Raw genomic sequence first — 23,829 nt, 5'->3', positions numbered from 1 at the left:
GTACCCGTGGACGTATTTATCCCATGCGCCAGCGCTTGAGCAAGAGCGCATTCGCCATCACGCTGACCGAACTCAAGGCCATGGCGGCCCCCGCCACCACCGGGTTCAGGTACCCGAGCGCGGCCAGCGGAATGCCGGCCACGTTGTAGGCAAAGGCCCAAAAGAGGTTCTGGCGAATCTTGAGCACCGTGCGGTGCGAGATGTCCAGCGCGGCCGCCACCAGCATCGGGTCGCCGCGCATCAGCGTGATGCCGGCCGCATGCATGGCCACGTCGGTGCCGTTGCCCATGGCCAGGCCCACGTCGGCCGCCGCCAGCGCCGGGGCATCGTTGACGCCGTCGCCTACCATCGCAACTTGATGGCGCTTGCCATCGGCCCCCTGTTGCAGCGCCGCCACCTTGGCCGCCTTGTCGCCCGGCAGCACCTCCGCCATCACCTCGCCCGCCTCCGGGTCCAGCCCCAGGCGCCGGGCCATGGCCTCGGCGGCGCCGCGGTTGTCGCCCGAGACCATCACCGTGCGGATGCCACGCGCCTTCAGGGCCGCCAGGGCTTCCCGGGCGCCGGGCTTGGGCTCGTCGCCAAAGGCCAGCACGGCGCGCAGCTGCAGGCCCTGCGTGACGCGCTGCGCCACCGCCGAGACGGTGGCGCCCTCCTGCTGCAGGACCTGCGCCCGGCCCGCCAGCGGGCCCAGGTCCACCCCCAGCTCCTGCATCCAGCGCAGGCTGCCGACCAGGTAGCTCTGGCCAGCCACCTCGCCCTCGGTGCCGCGGCCGGGCACGGCGCGCACGCCATCGGGCCCGGCCAGGGGCAGCTGCCGCTCGGCGGCGGCCGCCACCACGGCCCGGGCCAGCGGGTGTTCGCTGCCGCTTTGCACGGCGGCCACGGCCGCCAGCACCACGGCCTCGTCGGCGCCCGGCACCACCTCGAATGCGGTCAGCCGCGGGCGCCCCACGGTCAGGGTGCCGGTCTTGTCGAACGCCACCGTGTCCACCTTGTGGGCCAGTTCCAGCGCCTGCGCGTCCTTGATCAGGATGCCGTGCTTGGCGGCCACCCCCGTGCCGGCCATGATGGCCGCGGGCGTGGCCAGGCCCAGTGCGCAGGGGCAGGCAATCACCATCACCGCCACGGCGTGGATCAGCGCGGCCTCCAGGCCCGCGCCCATGGCCAGCCAGCCCAGCAGCGTGACCACCGCCACCACCAGCACCACGGGCACGAAGACCGCGGAGACCTGGTCCACCAGCCGCTGGATGGGCGCCTTGGCGGCCTGGGCGTCCTCCACCAGGCGGATGATCTGGGCCAGCACCGTCTCGGCGCCCACCGCCGTCACTTCCATCACGATGCGGCCGTCGCCGTTGATGGAACCCCCGGTCACGCCCGCGCCCGCGTCGCGCGCCACCGGCAGGGGTTCGCCGGTGAGCATGGACTCATCGACCTGCGTGTGCCCCTCCACCACCGTGCCATCCACCGGAATCCGCTCGCCCGGCCGCACCACCAGGCGGTCGCCCACCAGCACCTCGGCCACGGGCACGTCCACCTCGCCGCCCTTGCCCAGCAGGTGCACCACGTCCGGCCGCAGCGCATGCAGGGCGCGGATGGCCGCGGTGGTCTGGCGCTTGGCGCGCGCCTCCAGCCACTTGCCCAGCAGCACCAGGGTGACCACCACCGCCGACGCCTCGAAATACAGGTGCGGCACGTGCCCCGGATGGTCGGTGGGGGCCGTCAGCCACAGCCACATCGACAGGCCCCAGCCCGCGCTGGTGCCCAGCGCCACCAGCAGGTCCATGTTGCCCGACAGCGCCCGCGCCGCATGCCAGCCCGCCTTGTAGAACCGCGCCCCCAGGATGAACTGCACCGGCGTGGCCAGCAGGAACTGCACCCAGGCGGGCAGCATCCAGTGCTGCCCGAACAGGTCGCCCAGCATGGGCAGCACCAGCGGCGCCGACAGCGCCAGCCCGACGCCCACCGGCAGAAAGCCCGCCCAGGGCGAGGCGTCTTCCGGCGCCTCATCCTGGCCGGCCGCCCGCGGCTCGTAGCCCGCGTTGCGCACCGCGCGGCGCAGCTGGGCCTCCATGGCGGCCGCGTCGCCCCCGCCCGGGCCGGTGGCAAACGCCACGCGGGCCGATTCGGTGGCCAGGTTGACCGAGGCGTCCTGCACGCCCGGCACCTTGCGCAGCGCGCGCTCGACGCGGCCGACGCAGCTGGCACAGGTCATGCCGGAAATACCCAGGTCGAGCGAGTGCAGGGATTCCGGGGGCGCTGCCGAGGCAGCCAGAGGAGGGGTGGTGGTGTTCATGGCAGGGATGGTGATCCTTGACGCGATGGCAAGGTCAAGCGTTGCGCGGCATCAACCCTCGCGCCGTCAGTGCCTTCACAATCGCTTGACTTTGCCACGGTGTCAAGCTTCACCATCGGCACCCGTGGGATCGCACGGTTTCGGCCGATCCCGCACTTTTACCGACCGACCCAGGAGTTTTCACCATGACCAGCAACACCACCACGACCACCTTCCAAGTCCAGGGCATGACCTGCGGCCACTGCGAACGCGCCGTCACCCAGGCCGTCCAGCAGGTGGACCCCCAGGCCCAGGTGCGCATCGACCGCGCCAGCGGCAAGGTGGACGTGGACAGCACCGCACCCCGCGAGGCGATTGCCGCCGCCATTGCCGAAGAGGGCTACACCGTCGCGGCCTGACCCGGCCTTCACCCCCCTTTTTCTGCCCGCCATGCCGCAGCACACCTTGCCCCCGGTTCACAACGCGCCCCGCACGAGCGCCCCCCGCCGCGCAGAGCGCGCCACTGCCTGGCCCGTGGCCATCGGCACCGCCGCCCGGCGCGCAGGCATCTCGGCGCGCATGGTGCGGCACTACGAATCGCTGGGCCTCATCACCGGCGTGGCCCGCACGGACAGCGGCTACCGCCAGTACACCGAGGCCGACGTGCACGCGCTGCACTTCATCCGCCGCGCGCGCGACCTGGGCTTTTCGATGGAAGAGATCGCCGAGCTGCTGGGCCTGTGGCACGACCGCAGCCGCGCCAGCAGCCAGGTCAAGCGCATCGCCCAGGCCCACATCGACGACCTGAACACCCGCATCGCCGCCATGCAGGCCATGCAGCGCACGCTGCAAACCCTGGTCTCATGCTGCCAGGGCAACGACCGGCCCGAATGCCCGATCCTGGACGACCTGGCCAAGCCGGCCGCATAGTCGCTACACTTTTTATAGCTTCCAGCGCTTACAGGACGGGCACTGGAGGCAAAAAAGTACCTCATTCTCTGCAGACCTGCATCATGCCGGCCCCGCGGGCTTGCCACGGGCGGGCGTGGCCCCGCGCCTTGCACGGGGCGGTGGGCCGGGCGATACGGCGGGCGCACGCGCCGGTGCCGCCGGTACCGGCGCTTCCGGCCGCCGCAGCACCCCGCCCATCAGCGTGTCAATGCACTGCTGCGCCACCTCGTCCGGCGTGTACGGCCCGCCCGGCTGGTACCAGCGGCCGATCCAGCTGAGCGCGCCGGCAATCACGAACGCCGTCATCTTGGGATCGCAGGGCTGCAGGGAACCCTCCGCCACGCCCGCGGCTACCAGCCGGCGCAGTTCCTGGTCCACGGCCGCCTTCAGGCGGCGCAGCGCCTTGCGGCTGTCGGGCGGCAGCTGCTCGTCGCCCACGCGAATGAGGCACATGCCGAAATCCTGGGTGACGATGCGGGCGTAGACCCGCATGCACGCCACCAGCTGGTCGACCGCGCGGCCTCCGGCCGCCCGGGACGCCTCGATGCCCTCCAGCATCAGCGCCAGCCCCCGGCCCACGCACTGCAGCAGGATCTCGTCCTTGTTCTTCACGTAGTAGTACAGCGTGGGCTTGGTGACATTCAGCCGCGCGGCAATGTCGTCGAGCGAGGTGGCATGGAAGCCCCGCTCGTTGAACAGCTGCGCCGCCGCCTGCAGCACCGCGTGGCGCTTGGCCTCCCGCTGGCGCTCGCGCTGCGACAGCGCCACGGCGGGCACGGCGCTGGGCGGGGTGGAGGGAGTCGCGGCGGCGTCCGGCGGTAGCGCCGGACCACGGGCACGGGGGCTGCGGGACGAGGCCGCGCGGGCAGAAGCCATGAAAACCAATTCCTCGGGAAACAACAACGACAAAGACAACAACGGACGCACCGCCGCGCGCACGCGCCAGCCGCCGCCGCGGCCCCGGCGGCTGCAGCGGCGCGCCCACAGGTGCCGACACTGGTGTCAGCACTGGAACACAGAGTTGGCCGCCGGTCTATTTATCTCCCATTCTCGGCCCACTACAGTCGGGGTGATTCAACGACGGATGGCCCACGCCTGCATGACCACGCCCACCGCATTTGTGCACCTGCCCGAGCTGCAAGGCCGTGTGACCCCGCCCCACGCCTGCGGGCTGCGCCTGACCGACGAAGTCCTCGCCGAATGGGACGCCCAGGCCCGCAGCGAGGGCCTGCCGGCCGACTGGCGCCTGCCCGACCAGGACGTAGAGCGCTCCCGCCGCGCCGTGCTGGCGGGCGTTTGCGCGCGGCAGGAGGCGCTGTGGGTGTTCGCCTACGGCTCCCTGATGTGGAACCCCGGCGTCGAATTCGACGAGGTGCGCCGGGCCGTGCTGCCGCGCTTTGCCCGCCGCTTCGCGCTGAGCACCAGCATCGGCCGCGGCACGCCCGACTGCCCGGGCCTGGTGCTCACCCTGCAGCCGGCCGACGACCAGGTCTGCGAAGGACTGGCGTTCCGCATTCCCGCGCCCTGCGTGGACGGCGAATCCCGCCTCCTGTGGCGGCGCGAGATGATCACCGGCGCCTACTGCCCCGCGCTGATGCCCCTGCGCACCCCCCAAAGCCCCCTCGCCCGGGCACTGGTGCTGGCCGCCAACACCGCCCACCCCCAGTACCGGGCCCACCTGTCGCTGCAGGCCACAGCCGCCACCATCGCGCGCGCCTGCGGCCGCATGGGCAGCAACCGCGACTACCTCGACCAGTTGGTGGCGCAGTGCGAAGTGCTGGGCATCACCGACCACTACGTGCAGGAGCTGGCGGAGCGGGTCCGCGCGCTGGGGTAGCAGGCCCCCGTCCGCGCCGCGCCGCGCTGCGCCTTTTCAAGGCAAGTTGCAACAGCGTTCATGGAACAATCGCCGGGCTCCATCTGTCGGGGCGGCCTGTCGATGGGACGCCGCTCGCGGTGGGGACACCGGCAGTCTCACCCGGCCACTGCGCCGATCCACTCCATGAAAAAACACCTTTGCACCGCAGCCCTGGTCCTGTTCTCACTGTTGCCCCTGGGCGTGCAGGCCGCGCCCACCGCACCTGTCTCCAGCATCATCGTGATGCCCTGGGACTACCAGCGCAACAAGAACTTGCCCGCAGAACTCAAGGCCCAGGGCTTCACCCACGCCACCGTCTACCTGAACTGGTCCGACATCGAAAGCCGCAGGGGCGAGTATGCGTTCGCGCACTACCACGCGCTGATGGATGCCCTGGTCAACGCCGGCCTGTCGCTGCTGCCGGTGATCGACATGGGCGGGCGGCCGTACAAGGACGACAACGGCCAGGTCGTGCCCGGCAAATCCACCGTGCCGCAATGGCTGGCCACCGCACATCCGGACATGGCGCTGCGGAACTTCTCCGGCGACCCCAGCTGGCAGCCGGACTTTGCCGACCCCGCCGTGCGCAAGTACGCGACCCCGTTCATCGCGCAGACCGTCGCGCACTTCTCCCAACGGTATCCCGCCAAGGTGCTGGGCTTCGCGATCGGGCTGCAGGAAGAGCACGAAATCAAATACGGCCAGATGGGCTACCAATGGCGGGACTACAAGGAGTCCACCCAGAACGCCTTTGCCCGCCTGTACAACGCCAAACAGCCCGTCATCAACTACAACAACAACATTGCCGGCGGTGTTCCCAAGCCCGAACCCTTGTTGCACGCCCACAAGGAGTTTCGCGAAGAACGCCTGCGCGAAGCCACCTGTGCCTATGCAGACGTGATCCGCACGCAGGGTGCGCAAGCGATGGGCTATTTCGCAGAGACCTTCACCTCGCACGACGCCATCTACGCCACCGGAATCGTCGAAAAGCTGGCGCCCTGCATCGACATCGCCATCATCGACTTCAATTTTTACGACGGCTACAACCTGGTGCCGGATGCCGACGTGCTGCCCACCCTGGCCAATTACCTGGGCTCGCTGGGCTACAAGCAGATCATGGTCGGTGCCTACGGAGAGCGCTGGGAGGCGGCGAAGAAAACGCCCGAGCTGATTCCGGTGATCCAACGCTCCATCACACAGTCGCTGTCGCAGGCCCGCGTGATGGGCTACGAAGTGGGCGGCTTCGAGCACCGGCCGGGCGGCCCGCTGGCCAGCCCTGAAATGGCGAAGCTCCACGCCAGCGCGGCCAAGGCCCAGCAGGACAACAGCGCGGCCGCCGCGACAAGCCGGCGCACCAGGATCGGCATCCTCGGCTCCGCCTCCAATTTCTACGTCTGGCACGGTGAACGCAGCGCCGGCCGCAACACGCACCGCGACGCCTTGTTTGCCGCCTACAAGATCCTGAGCAGCGAGCCGGGCCTGGAGGTCCATGTCCTGGGAGAAAAGAACCTGCTGCAGGGCGACGCCCTGGTGGAGCAAATGGACGCGATCCTGGTCCCCCACCAGGCAGCCTTGCCTGCCAGCATCAAGACCCAGCTCACGGCCTTCTGGAAAAAGGGCGGTGTCCTCATCCAGGACATGCGCCTGGGCGAATTTGACGAAAACGGTAAACCGACGTCCGACTGGATGCACGAAGTGTTCGGCATCGCCCATATCGAATGGAAAAAGACCGGCGGCATTTTCCTTCTCGACGGCAAGATCTACCGGCTCAAGCCTTCCAAGCACCTGTACACCGGTTACGCATCCCTCGTCCCCCGGCCCGGATACCACGTACAAGCGACCGAACTGCTGCAAAAGGACCAGGGCATCTTGCTGACCGGCCCCCGCACGCTGGCCTTTGGCTTCATGCCCCAGCTGGTCGAGGACGCAACCCAGGACGCCTGGAAGAAACTGTTTGTGCGCGAAATCACCAAGGCGGCAGCGCAGCGGCTGCCCCGCGCCCAGGCCGCGTCGCTGACAGCCCCCTAGGAGCCCCACGCTCTCCGCCGGGTTCCCGCCACAGGGCCCGGCGGCTTGTTGGCCTCAGGCTGCGCTAGGGCTGGCGTCCTTGGACCGCTTTTTTGCCATGTTCATGAACGGCTGTTCAATCAGCTTGTAGCTGATATACGAGACGGCGACCGTCGCGACGAACGCCAGCAGCGTTCGCTGGTACTTGTTCTGAACCACATGGGCTGACAGCACCAAGATCGGGTAGTGAATGAGATAAAAAGAATAAGAAATATCGGAAAGCGTTTTCACGAATTTCGGATTTTTATATTCCGTATCCTTCAACAGCAGAAAGAGGGCTGAAATACCCAGGCCGGTGATGAATATTGGTGTCATGAACACCGGCTCCCACGCCTTGTAGAGCACGATGGTGGACACAAACAGGGACAACAAAGCTGCCTTGTCATATTTTGGCTGCTTCACCGCAATCCATGCACCAAACAGGAAGAACGGCAACTGTGCAAACGCGCTGTTCTGAATGAAGAAATAGATGTAAATCCCTTCCAGGCGGTTGATCAGGGGATGCCATCTCATTCCGCCATACACCCAGAAGCAGGCCACGATCACAAAGGCCGCTGTGATTTTGGTGGGGCTTTTGGCAAACCTGGCGGCAATGAAGAATGCCACCACGTACCAGACCATCTCGATGGTCAGCGTCCAGCTGACGCTCAGCGCGTTGTACTTCTCGTAGGCAGCCGGGAAAAAGTGCTGAAGAAAAACCAAGTGGATCAACAGGCTCTTTACGTCAATCGTGTTCCATTGAAGCTGCTGGAAAACCAATGAGAACAGGAAGAACCAAAAAAGGTAGGCCGGGTAGATCCGTAGCGCGCGATGCTTGACGTAATCTGCGGCAGAGTACCGCAAAGCACTCTGGATGATGAGATATCCGCTGATGACAAAAAATATCTGAACCCCAATCCATCCTCCCGAGATACCAAAATAGGGAATCGTGAGAATATTCAGTGAATGCAGGTGATTCACGAAAACGAGGACCACTGCGGCGGCACGCAGGGTTTCGATGGAGTGATTTTTTGAAGCTGGAATTGCTGGATTCATGTTTTTTGTCTCAGGCACGGGGGAGACGAGCGTGAAGCCCTTCCCCATCCGTCATGGCGTTATGGCGGCTGCGAAGCGCCTTGTCAAAACGGCACCGATCCGGGATCGGTGTCCACCGGCTCCTGTTCGGGACCCGTGACCACCCCCGCGGCAGCGCCTTTGCTTTTGCGCGGGGCAACGGCAGTTGCGGCCTTGCCGTCCGGCTGAGTAAGGGCCGCCCCTGCAGCCGCGGGCCCACCCTCCACCTCCCCACCCAGCGCCTCCACCAGATCCGGGATCAACTTCACCAGCTCCCCGGTGGCGATGGCCACGTCCGTGTCGAACCCGCCGTCGTCCGCCTTGGTGCCCTCGAACACGGTGTCCAGAAAGGCCACCTTCTTGAGCTGCAGCCCCTCGGTCAGCATGAACGACACGCGGTCGTCCCAGGTCAGGGCCAGCTTGGTGGGGAGCTTGCCGGCGTCGATGTGGGCCTGCACCTCCTCGATGTCCAGGGGGTGGCGGGCGTAGCGCACCACGGCCTTGTCTTCGGTGGCGCTCTTGAGCTCGCACTCGCGGTCGATGCTGAAGCCCACGGGCGGCTCCTGTTCCTTGAGCCAGTGCGCCATGGCCGCCTGCGGGCTGGTCTGGGTGTGCAGCAGGGCCACGGACAGGCCGGGCAGCGAATCCACCAGCAGGCTCACCACCTCGTCTGCGCGGCCCTGGCTGGAGGTGTCCAGCACCAGCAGGCGCGAGGCGGGGTCGATCCACACCCACATCGAGCCCTGCTTGGTGAACGCCATGGGCAGCAGGTCCAGCTTGGCGTCTTCCTTGAGTTCCTTGGTTTCCTTCTTGCCGGGCTTGCGGCCGGTCTCCTGCTCGATGCGCTCGGCCTTCTCCTTGACCTTGCGCGCCAGCACGCTGCCGGGCAGCACCTTGGACTCGACCATGAAGCGCAGGATCCACTGCCCGCCCACGGATTCCGCCAGGGCGCCGTGCTGCTCGCCGCGCGGCGGCACCCAGCCCAGGGATTTTTCCTGCGTGGCGCCGCATTCCATGAAGGGGGTCTTGGCCAGGGCCTCTTCCACCTGCGTCAACTCAACCTGCCATTGCGGGGCAATGCGGTACACGATCATGTTCTTGAACACGAATTAGCCTTTGTTATTTGAACCGTTGAAAAAAAAGCCCATCCATCGGCAGCCAGGGCCGAACGCTGCATTGTCGGGGGTTCGCCGCCCTGACGCGCGCGCAGGGCACGGTGGCGGCCTGCGGGCTTCCGCCCGGGCGCTGCCGCAAGACGCGCGATGAAGGACGCGCAGCGCAAGGAGCTTCTTGGCACAACTTTACACAGACTCACCCAAGCGGCACCGCGGCGTTACATGCGGGGCAGACACTGGATGCCAATCGCCGAGACGGTCGTCCTGGCGAGCTTCCACCTGAAAGGACCCACACCATGGTTTCCACCTTCCAACGCCGTCTGGCAGCCACAGCCGTTCTGGCCGCCCTGGCCCTGCCCGTGCTGGCCCAACCCCAGCCGCCGGCAGCTCCATCGCCCGCCGCAGGCGCCTCGGGCGCGCCGGGCCGCTTCAAGGGCGGCGACCCCGAGCAGCGCATGGCTCGCCACCAGGCGCACAGGGCGCAGCGCCTGGCAGCCCTGAAGGACCAGCTCAAGCTGACGCCCGCCCAGGAGTCCGCCTGGACGGCCTACACCGCCGCCCTGCAGCCCGGAGCTCGTCCGGCCCGCCTGGACCACTCGGAGATGGAAAAACTCTCCACCCCCGAACGCATCGACCGCATGCGCGCCCTGCGCGCGCAGCACGCGGCCGAAGCCGACCGTCGCGGCGAAGCCACCAAGACGTTCTACGCGGCCCTCACGCCCGAGCAGCAAAAGGTGTTCGACACCCAGACCCGGCGCGACCATCCGCACATGGGCGGCATGCGGGGCGAAGGCCCCGGGCCCCACGGCCACCATGGACGCCCTGGCGCCGGCCCCCAGGGGCCGCGCGGCCCTGCAGCGGCAGGTGCCCCGGCTCCAGCCGCCCCGGCCCAGTAACGGCCTCCCGCGCCTGTGCAGCCGCCGTCCTGGGGAAAAGGACGGTGCGCCTGCCGCCCCAGCCCGGCGTCCTTCGGACCCCGGGCTTTTTTGCGCCGTGTCCCGGCCCACGCCCTGAGCTTCCACGGGGCGGCGCCCTCCCCGGCAGTTTTCCCCCTGGTTTTTCTTCTTAGGTTTTTATAAATACATAGTGGTAGTAGTAAGGACCGGGCCGGGGTGTGGACAACCGCTTTTTCTCCAGCCGTGGCGCGCACTTGCAGCGCGGCCAACCTTGTGCATGAACCCCGGCTGCGGGTGTCGCCGGAACGGGGACAAAACGCTCCGCCCCCGCCTTTCTGTGGACAAGCCCTGCGTTGTGCCACAACTATCCCCAAGGTTGCGCACCGCAGGTGCGTGGCTGTAGAAATAGCACAGAAAGTGCCTCTAGCGCTTGATGGATAAGCGCAAGCAGCTATATTTTTAATAGCAAAATCGACGGCCTGTCCGCCCAGGCCGCCGTCCAGAGGCCGGGATGTGCACCGCCGCATCCGGCCGTCCCGCCGTACCTGGCCCCGGCCGGCGTCTTTGCCGCGGTCCATCCGCCGGACCGTCCCACCCTCGGATGTGCGCTGCAACCCGGCTGCGCCCGCGCCGGCGGTTTTTGGGGTTCCCTGTTATTCCTTAAAGTCTCTATAAATCAATAGCAGTAGTAGTAGAGGCGGCCGTTTTCTGTGGACAACACCGGTTTTCCCAATGGTGGCGCGCACTTGCGCCGCGCCAAACGCTGTGGGGGACGCCCCCGGAAACCGCAGGGTCCACCGACAACAACTTTCCGCAACCCGGTCCTGCTGTGGACAACTGCCCGGTTGTGCCAGCAATGTGCCCAGGGTTGTCCACAGGGTGGGGCAAAAAGGGGCCCAGGGCGGCCGGACAAGGCCGTCAAGCAGAGCCAGCAGTGGAGTGCGGGGGAGAAAAGGCGAGGCGAAAGGGCGGTGCAGGAGGCCGCGGAGGCCTCCCCCGCCGCCTCAGGTGCGCAGGAAGGTGTCCAGAACGTCCGCCGAGAGGGGGCGGCTGAACAGGTAGCCCTGGTAGTGCTGGCAGCCGGCGCGGGCCAGCAGCTCGCGCTGCTCGGGCGTTTCCACGCCCTCGGCGATGACCTGCAGGCCCAGGCTGCGCGACAGGCCGATGATGGTGTCCACGATGGCAGCGTCGTTGGGGTCGGTCAGCAGGTCGCGCACGAAGCTCTGGTCGATCTTGAGCTGGTCCAGCGGCATGCGCTTGAGGTAGCTCAGCGACGAGTAGCCCGTGCCGAAGTCGTCCAGCGAGAAGCCCACGCCGTGCGAGCGCAGCGCGGCCATGGTGGCGATGGTGGCTTCCATGTCCTCGACGAGCACGCTTTCGGTCAGCTCCAGCTTGAGCAGGTGGGCCGGTGCGCCGGTGATGGCCAGCACCCGCGCCACGTCGTCCACGAAGCTGGCATGGCGGAACTGGCGCGAACTCACGTTCACGGCCATGGTGAGGTGGGCCCGCTGCGGGTCGTCCTGCCAGGTGGCCAGCAGCTTGCAGGCCGTGTGCAGCACCCAGCGGCCCAGCGGCAGGATGAGCCCGGTTTCTTCCGCCAGCGGAATGAACTGCGCCGGCGACACCATGCCCCGCCGCGGGTGGGCCCAGCGCACCAGCGCCTCCACGCCCACGCACTGCCCGGACAGGTGCACCTGGGGCTGGAAGTGCAGCAAAAACTCTTCCTGGGCCAGCGCCGAGCGCAGGTCCGTCTCCAGGCCGGCCCGGGCGGTCACCACCGCCTGCATGCCCGGGTCAAAGAAGCGCAGCGTGTTGCGCCCGGCCGTCTTGGCCTGGTACATGGCCAGGTCCGCCTGCTTGAGCAGCTCGCCCACGCTGGTCTGCTCGCCCGTGAACGGCGCCACCCCGATGCTGGGGGTGCTGCGGTACTGGTACCCCGCCAGCGCATACGGCACGGCCAGCATGGTCAGGATCTTCTCGCCCACGCTGCGCGCGTGCAGGGCCAGCTCGTGCGGCTTGGCGCTGAGCTCTTCGAGCATGACCACGAATTCGTCACCGCCCAGGCGGGCCACCGTGTCCATGCTCCGCACGCAGGTGTTCAGGCGCTGCGCCACCTGCTGCAGCAGCAGGTCGCCCTGGTCGTGGCCCAGGGTGTCGTTCAGGGTCTTGAAGTTGTCCAGGTCGATGAACAGCAGTGCCCCGCCCTGCTGGCGCCGCTGGGCGTTGGCCAGCGCGAGGGCCACGCGGTCCATGAGCAGCATGCGGTTGGGCAGGCCCGTGAGCGCGTCGTAGAACGCCAGGCGCTGGATCTCGCGTTCGTTGGCCTTGCGCTGGCGGATGTCGGTGTTGATGGCCAGGATGGACTGCGGCTGCCCGTCCTCGCCGCGCACCAGGGTCCAGCGGCCCTCGACCTCGATGGTGCTGCCGTTGCGGTGGCGCTGCACGATCTCGCCCGTCCACTCGCCCTGCTCCAGCACGGTCTGGGTGGCGTGGCGGAAGTGCGTGGGGTCGGCGTAGAGCAGCGTTTCCACCGACTGGCCCAGCGCCTGCAGCTGCGACCAGCCGTACAGCCGCTCGGCGCTCTTGTTCCAGTAGATGACGCGGTGCTCCAGGTCGCGCACCAGGATCGCGTCCTGCGCCTTGTCCAGCAGCGACGCCTGGTGGCGGATGCGCGCGTCGGCCAACTGCCGGTCGATCTCGGACGACGCGCGCGCCGCAAAGATCTGCAGCGTGGACGTGATGAAGCCCGTCTCCGCGATCGGCTGGCGGAACAGCACGAACACGATGCCCACCACCTCGCCATCGGCATTGCACAGCTGCTGGCCCGCATAGCCCTGGGCGCCGACGTAACGCAGGATGGGCGCTTCGGGGTAGCGCTGCTGTACCTTGTCCGCCACCACATACTCCCGCTGCGACAGCAGCTGCAGGCTGGGCGTTCCGGCCAGGCTGTACTCGTCATTGGGCAGCATCTGCCCGTCCAGCACCGCGGCCAGCGTCACCACGCGCGGCGGCTGCCCGGCCGCAGGGGGCAGAAGCCGCACCACGCAGCCCCCCTGCGCGCCCAGCGCATCGGCCATGTTGCGTACCAGCTGCACGAAGAACTCGGTGCCCGTGCTGGCCGAGACCGCTGCCGCCACCTTGAGCACCGACGCCTGCAGGCGCTGCTGCGCCTTTTGCGCGCGCAGGCTGGTGATGCCGAAGGCCAGGTCGCCTGCCAGCTCCTGCAGCAGCGCCGCCTCTTCGGGGCTGATCTGCAGCACGTCGGGCGCGTACAGGTACAGCAGGCCGAAGGTGCGGTCCTGGTCGCGCACGCGCTCCTTCAGCGGCAGGCAGATCACGCCGTGGAAGCCGTGGTCCAGCATGCGATCCGTCCAGTCGGCGAAGTCGCCCTCCTGCCGGATGTCCTTGACGATCACCGGCCTGCCCGAGCGCACGGCCATGCCCGCCGGGCCCCGGCCGTAGGGGTCCGCAGCGTCCCACGACAGGCGCAGGTTTTCCAGATAGTTGTTGTTGTAGCCCGCGTGGGCCACCGGCTGGATGGACTTGCGGTCGTCGTCCAGGGCGAAACCCACCCACCCCATGCGGTAGCCGCCAATGTCCACCGCGATCCGGCAGATGGCCTGGAGCAGCGCGGTCTCCGAGGTGGCGCGCACCAGGGTTTCGTTGCACGCGCTCAGCAGCCGCTGGGCACGGCCCATGCGCGCCAGCTCGCGCTCGGTGCGCAGGCGCTCGGTCACGTCGGTGGCCAGCACCTGGCGGGCCGGCCGACCGTTGAAGCTGATGCTGCCCGCCGTGATCTCCACGTCCATGAAGCTGCCGTCTTTCTTGACGTGCCGGCTGATCACGGGCTTGCTGCGCTCGTCCATCGAAAGGGAGCGAAGCACTTCCTCAATGTGCGCGCGCTGCGCGGCCGGCCACAGGTCCGGCATGCGCAGGGCCAGCAGTTCGGCCTCGGTGTAGCCGTAGTGGGTTTCCATCGACTGGTTGACGGCCTGCAGGCGCAGGGTTTCCCGGTCGTACACCCACATCGGATGCGGGTGCTCGTTGAACAGCATGCGGTACTGGTGCTCCGACGCCCGCAGCTGCCCCGCGACGTGGCGCAGCTGCACCATGGCCCCCAGCGATTCGGTGAGGATCTCCAGGTGCGCCACGTCACGGCGGGAGAAGGCGTTCGCCCGGTCCGACAGGACCTTGAGCGAGCCCACCACGCCCTGCGGCGTGCGCAGCGGCACCGCCATCACGGAGCGCACGCCCTGGCGGTGCGGCAGCGACGCCATGTCCCAGCCTTCGGCCTCGGTGTCGTTGCACACCACGGTGCGCCCCTCGCGCAGCGCGGGCCACAGCAGGCTCTGCTCCACCGCCATCAAGTGGCCGGGGGGGCGCACCAGGTCGCCCGACGATGCCTGCGCCACCAGTTGGCGGCCCTGCAGCAGCTCCACCACCGCCCCCCGGGCCAGTGTCTGGCGCAGCACGGTGTCGGCCACCAGCTGCAGCACCGCGGGCAACGGCATGTCCAGCGACGAAATGCGCTGCTGCACCTGCAGCAGTTCCGCATGGGCTTGCGCGTCCCGCTGGGCCTCCAGCTCGCTCGACTTTTGCGCGCTGATGTCCGTCATGCCCCCCACCATGCGCACTGCCTTGCCGGTGGAGTCGCGGATCAGGAAGCCCCGGTCCAGCACCCAGGCATAGCTGCCGTCCTGGCGGCGAAAGCGGTACTCGGCCGACCAGTGGTGGTCCGTGCCCGCGATGGAAGCCTGGATGCCCTGGATCACCGCTTCGCTGTCCTCGGGATGCAGGCGCAGCGTCCAGGACGTGCTGTCGGGTGGCAGCTGGTCCATGGGCACGCCGAAGAGCGTCTGCATGCCCTCGTTCCACCACATCAGGTCGGTGTGCAGGTTCCAGTCCCACACCGCATCGGCCGTGGCCCGGGACACCAGGTGGAAACGCTCCTCGCTTTCGCGGCGCGCCTGCCGCGCCTGGTGCTGGGCCGAGATGTCCTGGAACGCCCCCTGCACGCGCACGACCCGGCCCTGGCTGTCGCGCACCGCCTGCCCCGCCGCGCGCGCCCAGACCCGCACGCCGCCGGGCAAGGTGACTTCGGCCTCCAGATCGAACGGCGTGCCGTGCGCGATGCAATCGTCCAGCGCCTGATGCACCTGGCTGCGGTAGGGCGGGTTGAACAGCTGCACCACCTGGGCCAGCGTGCTGGCGCGGTGGGACAGGCCGTAGGCCGCGGCAATTTCCTGCGACCACGCCACCTGCTCGCCCGGCAGGTCCAGCGTCCAGGCGCCAATGCGGGCGATGGAGCCGGCCACGCGCAGCGCCTCGCCCTGGGCCAGCAGCTCGGCGTGCATCCGGTCGCGCTCTTGCACCAGATGCGCCAGCTCGCGCCGCTGGCGCCGCAGCTCCAGCTGCACCAGGGTCTGGTCGGCCAGGATCTTCAGGCCCTGCAGCTGCGGGGCCTCCAGCGTGCGCGCCACCGTGTCCATCACCGCGAGGGTGCCCAGCGCAAACCCTTCCGGCGTCACCAGCGGAACGCAGGCGTAAAAGCGGATGCCCGGCACGTCCAGCACCAGCGGGTTGGTCGCAAAGATGGGGTGCTGCAGGGTGTCGGGCACCACCATGGCATCGCGCCGCCCGTCCAGCGCGTGGGCGCAGAACGCAATGGCGCGGTCCGTCTGCGCCAGCGGAACGCCCACCGCGGCCTTGAACCACTGGCGTTCGCTGTCCACGAAATTCACCACCGCCATCGGGCAGCCGCACACCTGGGCGGCCAGCAGGGCCAGCTGGTCAAAGGCAGCCTCGGCGGGCGTGTCGAGGATCGCGTAGGAGTGCAGTGCCTGGAGCCGCGCGGCCTCGTCGGGAGCGTGCGCTGGCGGCATGGTCATCGGGCGCAGGCCGGCCCTGCTGGCGCACGCACGCCCCCCCGGGCCGCCTGGGACCGGGGCGCATGGCGGGGCGTGGATGTCGGCGTCATCAGGGCAATCGGGTGGCTGGGACGGGTGGCAAGGCGATCGGGATCGCGGTCTTGGCCCTGCAGGGGGCACATTGCCGTTTTTAGGCCAAAACCCCCGGTTCCACAATTGTTAACTATCAATGCTACACCGCGCCGCGCAGCCTTCCGGCGCACGGGGAATGAGGGTTTGCCCCATGCGCGCGGCCGTCCCCGCCGTCGACCGCGCCGGCCGCCCATCATCGTGGGCGCGCCGCTGTCGGGACCCCTGGCCTTCGGCTACCGGTATGCCATCGGCATGCACAAACGCCCTGACCATGCCCTGACCGTGCCCTGACCGTGGGCGCGATCACGTTCGGCATCCCGGCCCTTGCGGCCCTTGCCGCGTTCACAGCCCCGGCGCGCAGCGTCGGTGGCGGTGGCCCCTCCGGGCGCGGCCTCGGTCTGACCGACGGAAAGGGCGGGGGCAGGCCCTGCCCCCGCCGGCAGCGTCAGCGGAGCGCCCGCCGCGCGCGCACGGCCGCGGCCAGTTGCTGCAGCACGGGCACGGTCTGCGCCATGCTGATGCACGCATCCGTCACCGACACGCCATGGCGCAGGGCCTGGCCGGGCACGATGTCCTGGCGGCCTTCTTCCAGGTGGCTTTCGATCATGATGCCGGTGATGCGCGCGTCCCCCGCCGCGATCTGCGCGGCCACTTCGCCGGCCACCGTGATCTGGCGCTGGTGCTGCTTGCTGCTGTTGGCGTGGCTGACGTCGATCATCACCTGCTCGCGCAGGCCGGCCGCCTTGAGCAAGGTGCAGGCGGCGTCCACATCCGCGGCGCTGTAGTTGGGCTGCTTGCCGCCGCGCAGGATCACGTGGCAATCCTGGTTGCCGCGCGTCTCGAAGATCGCGGCCTGGCCCATCTTGGTCATGCCCATGAAGGCGTGCGGTGCCTGCGCGGCCTGGATGGCGTCGCTGGCCACCTTGATGCCGCCGTCGGTGCCGTTCTTGAAGCCCACGGGGCACGACAGGCCGCTGGCCAGTTGGCGGTGGCTCTGGCTCTCGGTGGTGCGCGCGCCGATGGCGCCCCAGCTCACCAGGTCGCTGATGAACTGCGGGCTCAGCAGGTCCAGAAACTCGGTGCCCACCGGCAGGCCCAGCGCCAGCACGTCCAGCAGCAGCTGGCGCGCCAGCTCCAGCCCCTCGTTGATGGCAAAGCTGCCGTCCAGCCGCGGGTCGTTGATGTAGCCCTTCCAGCCCACGGTGGTGCGGGGCTTTTCAAAGTACACGCGCATCACGACCAGCAGGTCGTCCTGCAGCGCATCGGCCTGCGCCTTGAGGGCGCGCGCGTACTCCATGGCCTGGCCATGGTCGTGGATGGAGCAGGGCCCCACCACCACGATCAGTCGGTCGTCCTGGCCGTGCAGCACGCGCGAAATGGCGGCGCGGCTGGCCTCCACCAGCGTGAGCGCGGCCTCGGGCGTGGGCAGCCATTCCTGCAGCAGCGCCGGCGTGATGAGCGGCCGCACGGCCTTGATGCGCGTGTCGTCGATGCGGGTGGTGTCGTGGGTGGAAACGGGGGTGGCGGAGCGGTGTGCGTGGGTCATGGTGGCCCCGATTGTCGCGCGGCGCGCATGGCCGACTGGCCAAGCCCGTGGTCACACGCATCGAAACTGGCGCGCCCCCGACCCGTGGGCGCAGAGCAAGGGCCGCCCCGCAGCGGGTGCGTCGTCCCCCTGCCCGCGTCGCGCAGCGGGGAAGCCGCTCAAGGGATGTCCGAATTCAAGGTCGCCTGAAAACCGCGTTCTGCCGCGACCAATGGCGCGACTGCAGGTGGTCCATGCGCACCGTGCCGCCGGTGGAGGGCGCATGCACAAAGCGCCCTTCCCCCACGTAGATGCCCGCATGGTTGGGCCGGGAGCCCGTGCCGAACACCACCAGATCGCCCGCCCGCAGCTCCCCGCCGTCAATGGGGTAGCCCCAGGTGTCCAGCTGCGCCACCGTGCGCGGCGGCGGCGTGCCCACCTGGTTGCGGTACACGTAGCCGATCAGCCCGCTGCAGTCGAAGCCCGACTCCGGCGTGTTGCCGCCGTAGCGGTACGGCGTGCCCACCAGGCCCAGGGCATGGATGGCGATGTCATGCGCCTGCTCGGCCGACAGCGGCGGCGTGGTGCGCACGGGGGCGACGGGCACGGAACGGGACGGAGGCCGGGAGGTGCCACAACCGCCCAGCACCAGCAGGATGGCGGTGCAGGCGGCGGCAAGGCCCAGGCGGTGAAGAACACGCATGGGCGGAAGTTTAGGCCAAATCGGCCTCCAGCGCTTATCCCACAAGCGCTGGCAGCTATGAATTTCGCAGTGAACCCAATGTTCAGGCAACCGCGCGAGGAGCCTCGAACTGCTGCAAGGCGGAAAAAAGCCGTTCCACGTTGTGCGCGTCAAAAACGCCGTCCGGCCCCTGGGCATGGATGTCCGTGAACGGCGAGGCGTAGAGCCGCTCTGCCGGCATGGCGCCATGTTCGGTGAGATGGTGAATGATCTCTTCGATGAACTGCATCTGGCTCGCAGTTGCCGTACCGCCTGCGATGAGATGGGCAAACGCCTGTGCGGCCGCTTCGCGGTCCAGCCCGACCAGTGAACGGATGAATGCCGGCAGGCTGGCATGCAGTTCGCGGGCGCGGGCCACGAAAGCATCGGTACCACCCGCCTCGCGCAGCATCGATTCCAGTTCCGTCAAATCGGCCTCGGTCAAGGGCAGGTTGCGCCGCAGCCGGTGCAGCGCCAGACGGTCTTCGTGGGCGCGCAGGAACACCTTGGCTTTGGCGCGAAAGCGCTCAAAGTCCACTGCGCTGGACACCAGGGGCAAATCCACTTCGGCGGTCTCGCCGATGGCGTCTTCAAAGTCGGTATAGACCACCTTGCGGCCGCTCTTTTCGATGAGCTTGATGAGGCTGCGCAGCTTGCGTCGCGCCTGCTCCAGCATGGGCAGCGTCACGTCTTGCCACCACTCGTCGCCCGCAATCGCCTCGATCAGCAGCAGGTGTTCGCGCACGCTGGGCACGTTGGCCAGTTCCAGCAGGCTGCTCGCCAGTTGCTGTACCTTGGTTTGCAGGCGGGCAAGGGCCGGTTCGTTGCGCAGCAGGGCCAGCTGGGTGCCGAGCAGCAGGGCGTCAAAACGCTTGGCGTCTTCGTCGTCATCGCGCACTGCGGTGGGCAGGCCCGACAGGTGCGCGGATACCTCGGCCAGTTGTTCGGCCGTGGGGCGCGTCCAAGCGTCGGCTTGCGCCCAGGCCTCCACCCAGCGGCGCTGCGGGCGCACCACAAAGTTGTCGAGCGACATGCCTGCCACCATGCTGTGCAGCAGCGCAGCGGTGTCGCGGCGAATGGTGGCCTCCGTGAGCACGGGCGATTGGTCGGGCGCTTCAGCCACGCCGTCGCTGGCCAAACGTTTGTCGAGCACTTCGATCAGCTCCAGCCGCGCGTTGAACAGCCGCTGCGAGAGCGGCTGGGCCAGCGCGCCTTCGCTACCCTCCAGCTCCTGGCTGAAAAACTCCAGGTTCTGACAGAAGTCGAAGATGAAGAAGTCCTGCTTGTCCTGCCCCGGTCCGTACAGTTCCTTGCACAGTCGCGTGCCGCGTCCCACCATCTGCCAGAACTTCGCCTTGGAGCGCACGATCTTGAAGAACACCAGATTCACCACCTCCGGCACGTCGATGCCGGTGTCCAGCATGTCCACCGAAATGGCGATGTGTGGTGCGCGGTCCTTTTGCCCGAAGGCGTCGATAAGCGATTGGGCGTACTCGGTCCTGAAGGTGATGGTGCGCGCAAACTCGCCGCGGTATTCGGGGTAGTTGGCATCAAAGCGCGCCTGGATGAACTCGGCGTGCCGCTGGTTCTTGGCAAAGATGATGGTCTTGCCCAGCCGGTCGCCACCCGCCACCTTGTGCCCGCGCTCCATCAGCAGGGCCAGCATCTTGTCCACGGTGTCGGTGTTGAAGAGCCACTGATTCACCGCCTCGGCGCTCACCTCGTCGGGGGCCTCGCCGCCCTCTTCATCCCATTCCAGCGCGTCCCACTGGTCTTTTTCGTCCTCGCTCAGCTCGTTGTAGCGAATGCCTTCGCGCTGGAACTTCAGCGGCACCGAAATGGCCCGAGGCGGCGCCAGGTAGCCCTCGGCAATCGCGTCATCCAGCCCATAGGCATCAGTGGGCACACCGCTTTCCAGGCCAAACAGGCTGTAGGTGTTACGGTCGATCTCGTCCTTCGGTGTCGCCGTCAGGCCGACCAGCAGCGCATCGAAGTAATGAAAGATTGCGCGGTACTTTTGGTAGATGGAGCGGTGCGCCTCATCCACCACGATCAGGTCAAAGTGCCCTACGCCGAAACGGCGTTTGCCACCGCCTGCGCTTTCGTTGATGAGGCCCATCATCGTGGGGTAGGTGGACACATAAACCCGGCCCTCAGTGGCCCGGTCGGTCACCAGATTCACGGGTGCAGCGTCTGGCAAAAAGGCCTTGAAGGCATTCACCGCCTGGTTCACCAGCGCCACGCGGTCGGCCAGAAACAGCACGCGCTTGGCCCAGTTGGCGCGCATGAGCAAGTCCACCAACGCAATCACCGTGCGCGTCTTGCCTGCACCCGTGGCCATCACCACCAGCGCCTTGCGGTGCTGGTCGCGCTCAAAGGTTTCGGCAATGCGCCGGATGGCGCGCTGCTGGTAGTGGCGCTCCACAATGCCCGCTGCAATGGGCAACCCTGCCAGTGGCTTGCGCGTGGCGCGGCGCTGGGCCATCAGCTCCAGCTCGTCCTTGGTGTGAAAGCCTTGCACCGCGCGCGGCGGGCTGGTGGTGTCGTCCCACATCCAGTGTTCGTAGCCATTGGTGCCGTAGATCACGGGGCGGTGGCCGGTGCTGCGCTCCAGGCAGTCGGCATACAGGCGCGCCTGCTGCTGGCCCTCCTGGGCGCTGCGACGGGTGCGCTTGGCTTCCACAATAGCCAGGGGGATTTCGCCACTCCACAGCACGTAGTCCACAAACCCTTTGCCTTCACCATTGGGCATGCCCTGCACTTCAAACTCGCGGTCACGGGGCTGGTCCAGCGCCCAGCCGGCTTCTTTGAGCAGCAGGTCAATGAACAGGTCGCGCGTGGCGGCCTCGTTGTAGTCGTGCGCTGTGGCGGGCTGCGCGGCGTTGGCAGCTTTGGCCGCGGCAATTTCGGCGCGGTAGCGGGCCAGCTCCGCATCCAGCGCGGCATTGCGGGCAGCCGCTTCCCGCAGTGCGGCGTCGCGCTCGGCCAGGGCTTGGGCTTGTCGGGCCAATGCCTCTTGCGCTGCCGCTTGGGCGGCGCGGCTGGCGGCCTGCTCTTGCGCCACTGCCGTGCTGGCAGGCGGTGGCAATAGGTCCACGCGAAACTGCAGCCCTGCCCCAGGCCGATCGCCCACACGGCGCGCATAGTGCTGCGCCAGCCAGAACGCCACATGGAACAGTTCGCGCAGCGCATTGAGCGCATCCTGCGCAGCCACGGGGCGCACATCGTGCACCGCCTTGTTGCCCAGGCGGCGGATCACATCCATCTTGGTGTGCACCGTCGGCCCCACCAGTTGCTGAAAGCTGGGCTCGAACAAAAAGGCCGACAAATCGGCCTTGTACGGCATGCGCAGACTCCCGCCCCGGCCGCCTTCCGCTTGGTAGAGCCAAGCCACGGCCAACTCCAGCGTGCGGCGCGCGTAGAAGCAGGCGGTGCGCGGGTCGGCATGGGCTGCTGCCTCGGCACGGCGGGCTTCGGCCAGCAGGTCGGGCCAATCAGACTGCAAAAAGCTGAAATTGGAGGTCGTCAAAGCGTTGCCTTTGCTGCGCGAGGAAGGTGGCGTTTGGGATAGGTCGTTTACTGTGACGGTTTGGTTTAAACAAACTGTTTAACCGCTATCGTGCCTTTTTGGAATGTTTTGGGTTTTATAAGTTGTTGATTTATATGGAACATTCTGCGGTGTAAAGCATTGCTTTACCTCTAGGTATTGCCCTTTGGGTCAAAGACGGCTGCATCGGCAAGATACCAGCGGGCCCAGCGGCGCTGGCCCAAAACGTTGATCAACCCTTCATTGCGCAACTCGTCCAGCAGCTTTTGCACCGCCTTCATAGGCAGGGACGGCAGCACTTGGCGGAACTCGCTCAGCGGCGCACCCGCTTCCCCCTGGTCTTTGAGATGTTGCAGCAATAAAGCCTTGTTGGTGCCGTGGTCCAGCCCCCGTTTACGGGTGTAGGTGCCTTTGCTGCCCAGCGTCGCATACAAGGCGGCGGCCAGCATGTATTTGGCGGTCTTGCCTTTTCCAATGACCTCTACGGCGCCCACCTCTGCCAGTGCCGGAAGGCGTTCCTGCAACGCGGGCGCCAAAGGGCGATCTTGTTGCAGGCATTCCAACGCGAGGTAGTCGAGGGTCGAAAAGCTGCGCAGCGTCTCGTCCCCCAGCCGCTCCATAAACCGCACAAACGCCGGGTTGCGTACCCCGCCCTCCAGTGTCAGCCGTACCTCGTGCGCGGCAGTGCCCGCAAAGCTGGGCAGCGGCTTGCCCTGGCGCACGGCGCTTTCCATCATCAAGTTCAAGCCCTGGCCGGATCGCTCGATCAGCCCGCAGCGCCCCAGGGCTTCGGCCAGGCGGCGGTTGCGTGGGTATTGCTGGTCAATGATGTTCTCGGGCGTGATGCCGGGCGGCAGGCCGCCGGGGCTCACCACCTCCAGCCGCTTGGCAAACTGCCGCACAAAGATGGAGCCGCCCAGTCGGTAGTCGCGGTGGGCTACCGCGTTCAGGATGGCCTCGCGCACCGGCACCTCGTCAAACGTGGGCAAATCCATGCGGAAAAAGTCGTCCTGGTAGCTCTGCCGGTCGTTGCGCAGGTTGATCTTTTTCCACAGCGCGTCTTGCCAGGCAAAGAAGCCTGCGCGGTATTCCTCCCGGTCGGCCGCCGGACCTGCGGCCTCGGACGAGCGGTACTCAAACACCAGTTCGGCCTGCGCCAGCCAGCGCGTCAGGCCCGCATGCGTGCCAAACAGAATGAGTGCCGCATAGCTCACCTGATCGCCCTCTACCAGCAGCTCTGCATCGCGCAGCGTTTGCAGATCGCTCAACTCACGCCTGCGTGGGTCACCGCTCTTGCGTGCCCAGCGTTCGCGGAACAGGGCGATGGACTCCGGCTCCAGATCGGCCAGCGTGGCACCGGGGCAAGGCTGGGCTGAAAAGTCAGGTCCCCCTTCGGCAAACATGGCGCGCAGTTCGTGGTCGGCCAGCGGGGCCAAGTCGTCGCCTGCGCGCTTGAAGTAGCTGCCATCCACATTCCACGCTGTACCCGGCAGGCGCGACGGCACATGCACCACCAGCACGCGCCCCTCAGGCAAGCGCATCTCTTCCACCGGAATGCGGTGCCCCAGCCGCGTGTGCAAGCCCGCCTCGGTGCGGCCCGGGTCTTCAAACGCCTGGGTGCCCACAATGCGCCGGGGTCGCTTGTCCGTCACCCCCAACACCATGGTGCCGCCGCCCTCGTTGGCCAGGGCCACGCAGTACTTGAGCAGCTTTTCAAAGTCGTAGCGCTGCTTGGCCTCCTTGAACTCCAGGCGCTGGCCTTCGGGTTCAAGCAGCCATTGTTGAAGCTGGGCGACGGAGGTGGGCATGGTGTGGGCGGGGCTTT

At 67.5% G+C, this 23,829-nt stretch carries 14 protein-coding genes; 5 read left to right on the top strand and 9 right to left on the bottom strand.

Features of this window, described 5'->3' with window-relative positions; all coding sequences use genetic code 11:
* Positions 1 to 16: 16 nt before the first annotated feature.
* On the bottom strand, positions 17 to 2,293 hold the full coding sequence (locus LWW96_RS01425; protein WP_291483882.1) for a heavy metal translocating P-type ATPase: 2,277 nt from the start codon (positions 2,291 to 2,293) through the stop codon (positions 17 to 19).
* 185 nt (positions 2,294 to 2,478) lie between these two features.
* Here LWW96_RS01425 and LWW96_RS01420 point away from each other — a divergent pair, with 185 nt between their 5' ends.
* Both LWW96_RS01420 and cueR read left to right on the top strand, forming a co-directional pair.
* Positions 2,479 to 2,691, top strand: coding sequence for a cation transporter (locus LWW96_RS01420; RefSeq protein ID WP_291483881.1), 213 nt, complete (start codon positions 2,479 to 2,481; stop codon positions 2,689 to 2,691).
* A 31-nt stretch (positions 2,692 to 2,722) separates the two neighbouring features.
* Positions 2,723 to 3,202, top strand: a complete 480-nt coding sequence (gene cueR / locus LWW96_RS01415; protein WP_291483880.1) for a Cu(I)-responsive transcriptional regulator — start codon at positions 2,723 to 2,725, stop codon at positions 3,200 to 3,202.
* Positions 3,203 to 3,283: 81 nt separating this feature from the next.
* Here cueR and LWW96_RS01410 read toward each other — a convergent pair whose 3' ends face one another.
* Complete coding sequence (locus LWW96_RS01410; RefSeq protein WP_291483879.1) at positions 3,284 to 4,099, bottom strand: TetR/AcrR family transcriptional regulator; 816 nt, start codon at positions 4,097 to 4,099, stop codon at positions 3,284 to 3,286.
* 223 nt (positions 4,100 to 4,322) lie between these two features.
* Here LWW96_RS01410 and LWW96_RS01405 point away from each other — a divergent pair, with 223 nt between their 5' ends.
* The gene (locus LWW96_RS01405; RefSeq protein WP_291483878.1) at positions 4,323 to 5,060 is read left to right on the top strand and encodes a gamma-glutamylcyclotransferase; all 738 of its coding nucleotides are present in this window, start codon (positions 4,323 to 4,325) and stop codon (positions 5,058 to 5,060) included.
* 165 nt (positions 5,061 to 5,225) lie between these two features.
* Positions 5,226 to 7,109 (top strand): beta-galactosidase, encoded by a 1,884-nt coding sequence (locus LWW96_RS01400; protein WP_291483877.1) that lies wholly within the window; start codon positions 5,226 to 5,228, stop codon positions 7,107 to 7,109.
* A gap of 54 nt (positions 7,110 to 7,163) precedes the next feature.
* On the opposite strand, the gene LWW96_RS01395 is transcribed toward LWW96_RS01400, so the two are convergent.
* Positions 7,164 to 8,183: an acyltransferase gene (locus LWW96_RS01395; protein WP_291483876.1), complete on the bottom strand. Its 1,020-nt coding sequence runs from the start codon at positions 8,181 to 8,183 to the stop codon at positions 7,164 to 7,166.
* 83 nt (positions 8,184 to 8,266) lie between these two features.
* A complete protein-coding gene (locus tag LWW96_RS01390; protein ID WP_291483875.1) occupies positions 8,267 to 9,307 on the bottom strand; it encodes a recombination-associated protein RdgC in 1,041 nt (346 codons plus the stop codon).
* A gap of 305 nt (positions 9,308 to 9,612) precedes the next feature.
* On the opposite strand from LWW96_RS01390, the gene LWW96_RS01385 reads away from it, so the two are divergent.
* Positions 9,613 to 10,212, top strand: a complete 600-nt coding sequence (locus tag LWW96_RS01385) for a Spy/CpxP family protein refolding chaperone (protein ID WP_291483874.1) — start codon at positions 9,613 to 9,615, stop codon at positions 10,210 to 10,212.
* Positions 10,213 to 11,216: 1,004 nt separating this feature from the next.
* Here the strand turns inward: LWW96_RS01385 and LWW96_RS01380 are convergent.
* The 5 genes from LWW96_RS01380 to LWW96_RS01360 all read right to left on the bottom strand — a co-directional run bounded on the left by LWW96_RS01380 (position 11,217) and on the right by LWW96_RS01360 (position 23,812).
* Entirely contained in the window at positions 11,217 to 16,094 is a 4,878-nt protein-coding gene (locus LWW96_RS01380; protein ID WP_291483892.1) for an EAL domain-containing protein, read from the bottom strand.
* A gap of 562 nt (positions 16,095 to 16,656) precedes the next feature.
* Positions 16,657 to 17,757, bottom strand: coding sequence for a 3-deoxy-7-phosphoheptulonate synthase (locus tag LWW96_RS01375; protein ID WP_291483873.1), 1,101 nt, complete (start codon positions 17,755 to 17,757; stop codon positions 16,657 to 16,659).
* A gap of 175 nt (positions 17,758 to 17,932) precedes the next feature.
* Positions 17,933 to 18,439 carry a C40 family peptidase gene (locus LWW96_RS01370; RefSeq protein WP_291483872.1) on the bottom strand — a complete coding sequence of 169 codons (507 nt, stop codon included), beginning with the start codon at positions 18,437 to 18,439 and terminating at the stop codon, positions 17,933 to 17,935.
* Between the two features lie 82 nt (positions 18,440 to 18,521).
* Positions 18,522 to 21,986, bottom strand: a complete 3,465-nt coding sequence (locus LWW96_RS01365) for a DEAD/DEAH box helicase family protein (protein WP_291483871.1) — start codon at positions 21,984 to 21,986, stop codon at positions 18,522 to 18,524.
* A gap of 170 nt (positions 21,987 to 22,156) precedes the next feature.
* Positions 22,157 to 23,812, bottom strand: a complete 1,656-nt coding sequence (locus tag LWW96_RS01360) for an ATP-binding protein (protein WP_291483870.1) — start codon at positions 23,810 to 23,812, stop codon at positions 22,157 to 22,159.
* Positions 23,813 to 23,829 lie beyond the last annotated feature (17 nt).

This window comes from Acidovorax sp. (assembly GCF_021287135.1).
Lineage (GTDB): Bacteria > Pseudomonadota > Gammaproteobacteria > Burkholderiales > Burkholderiaceae_C > Acidovorax.
The sequence above is the reverse complement of the archived record's forward strand: the minus strand, read 5'-3'. Positions and strand labels throughout refer to the sequence as shown.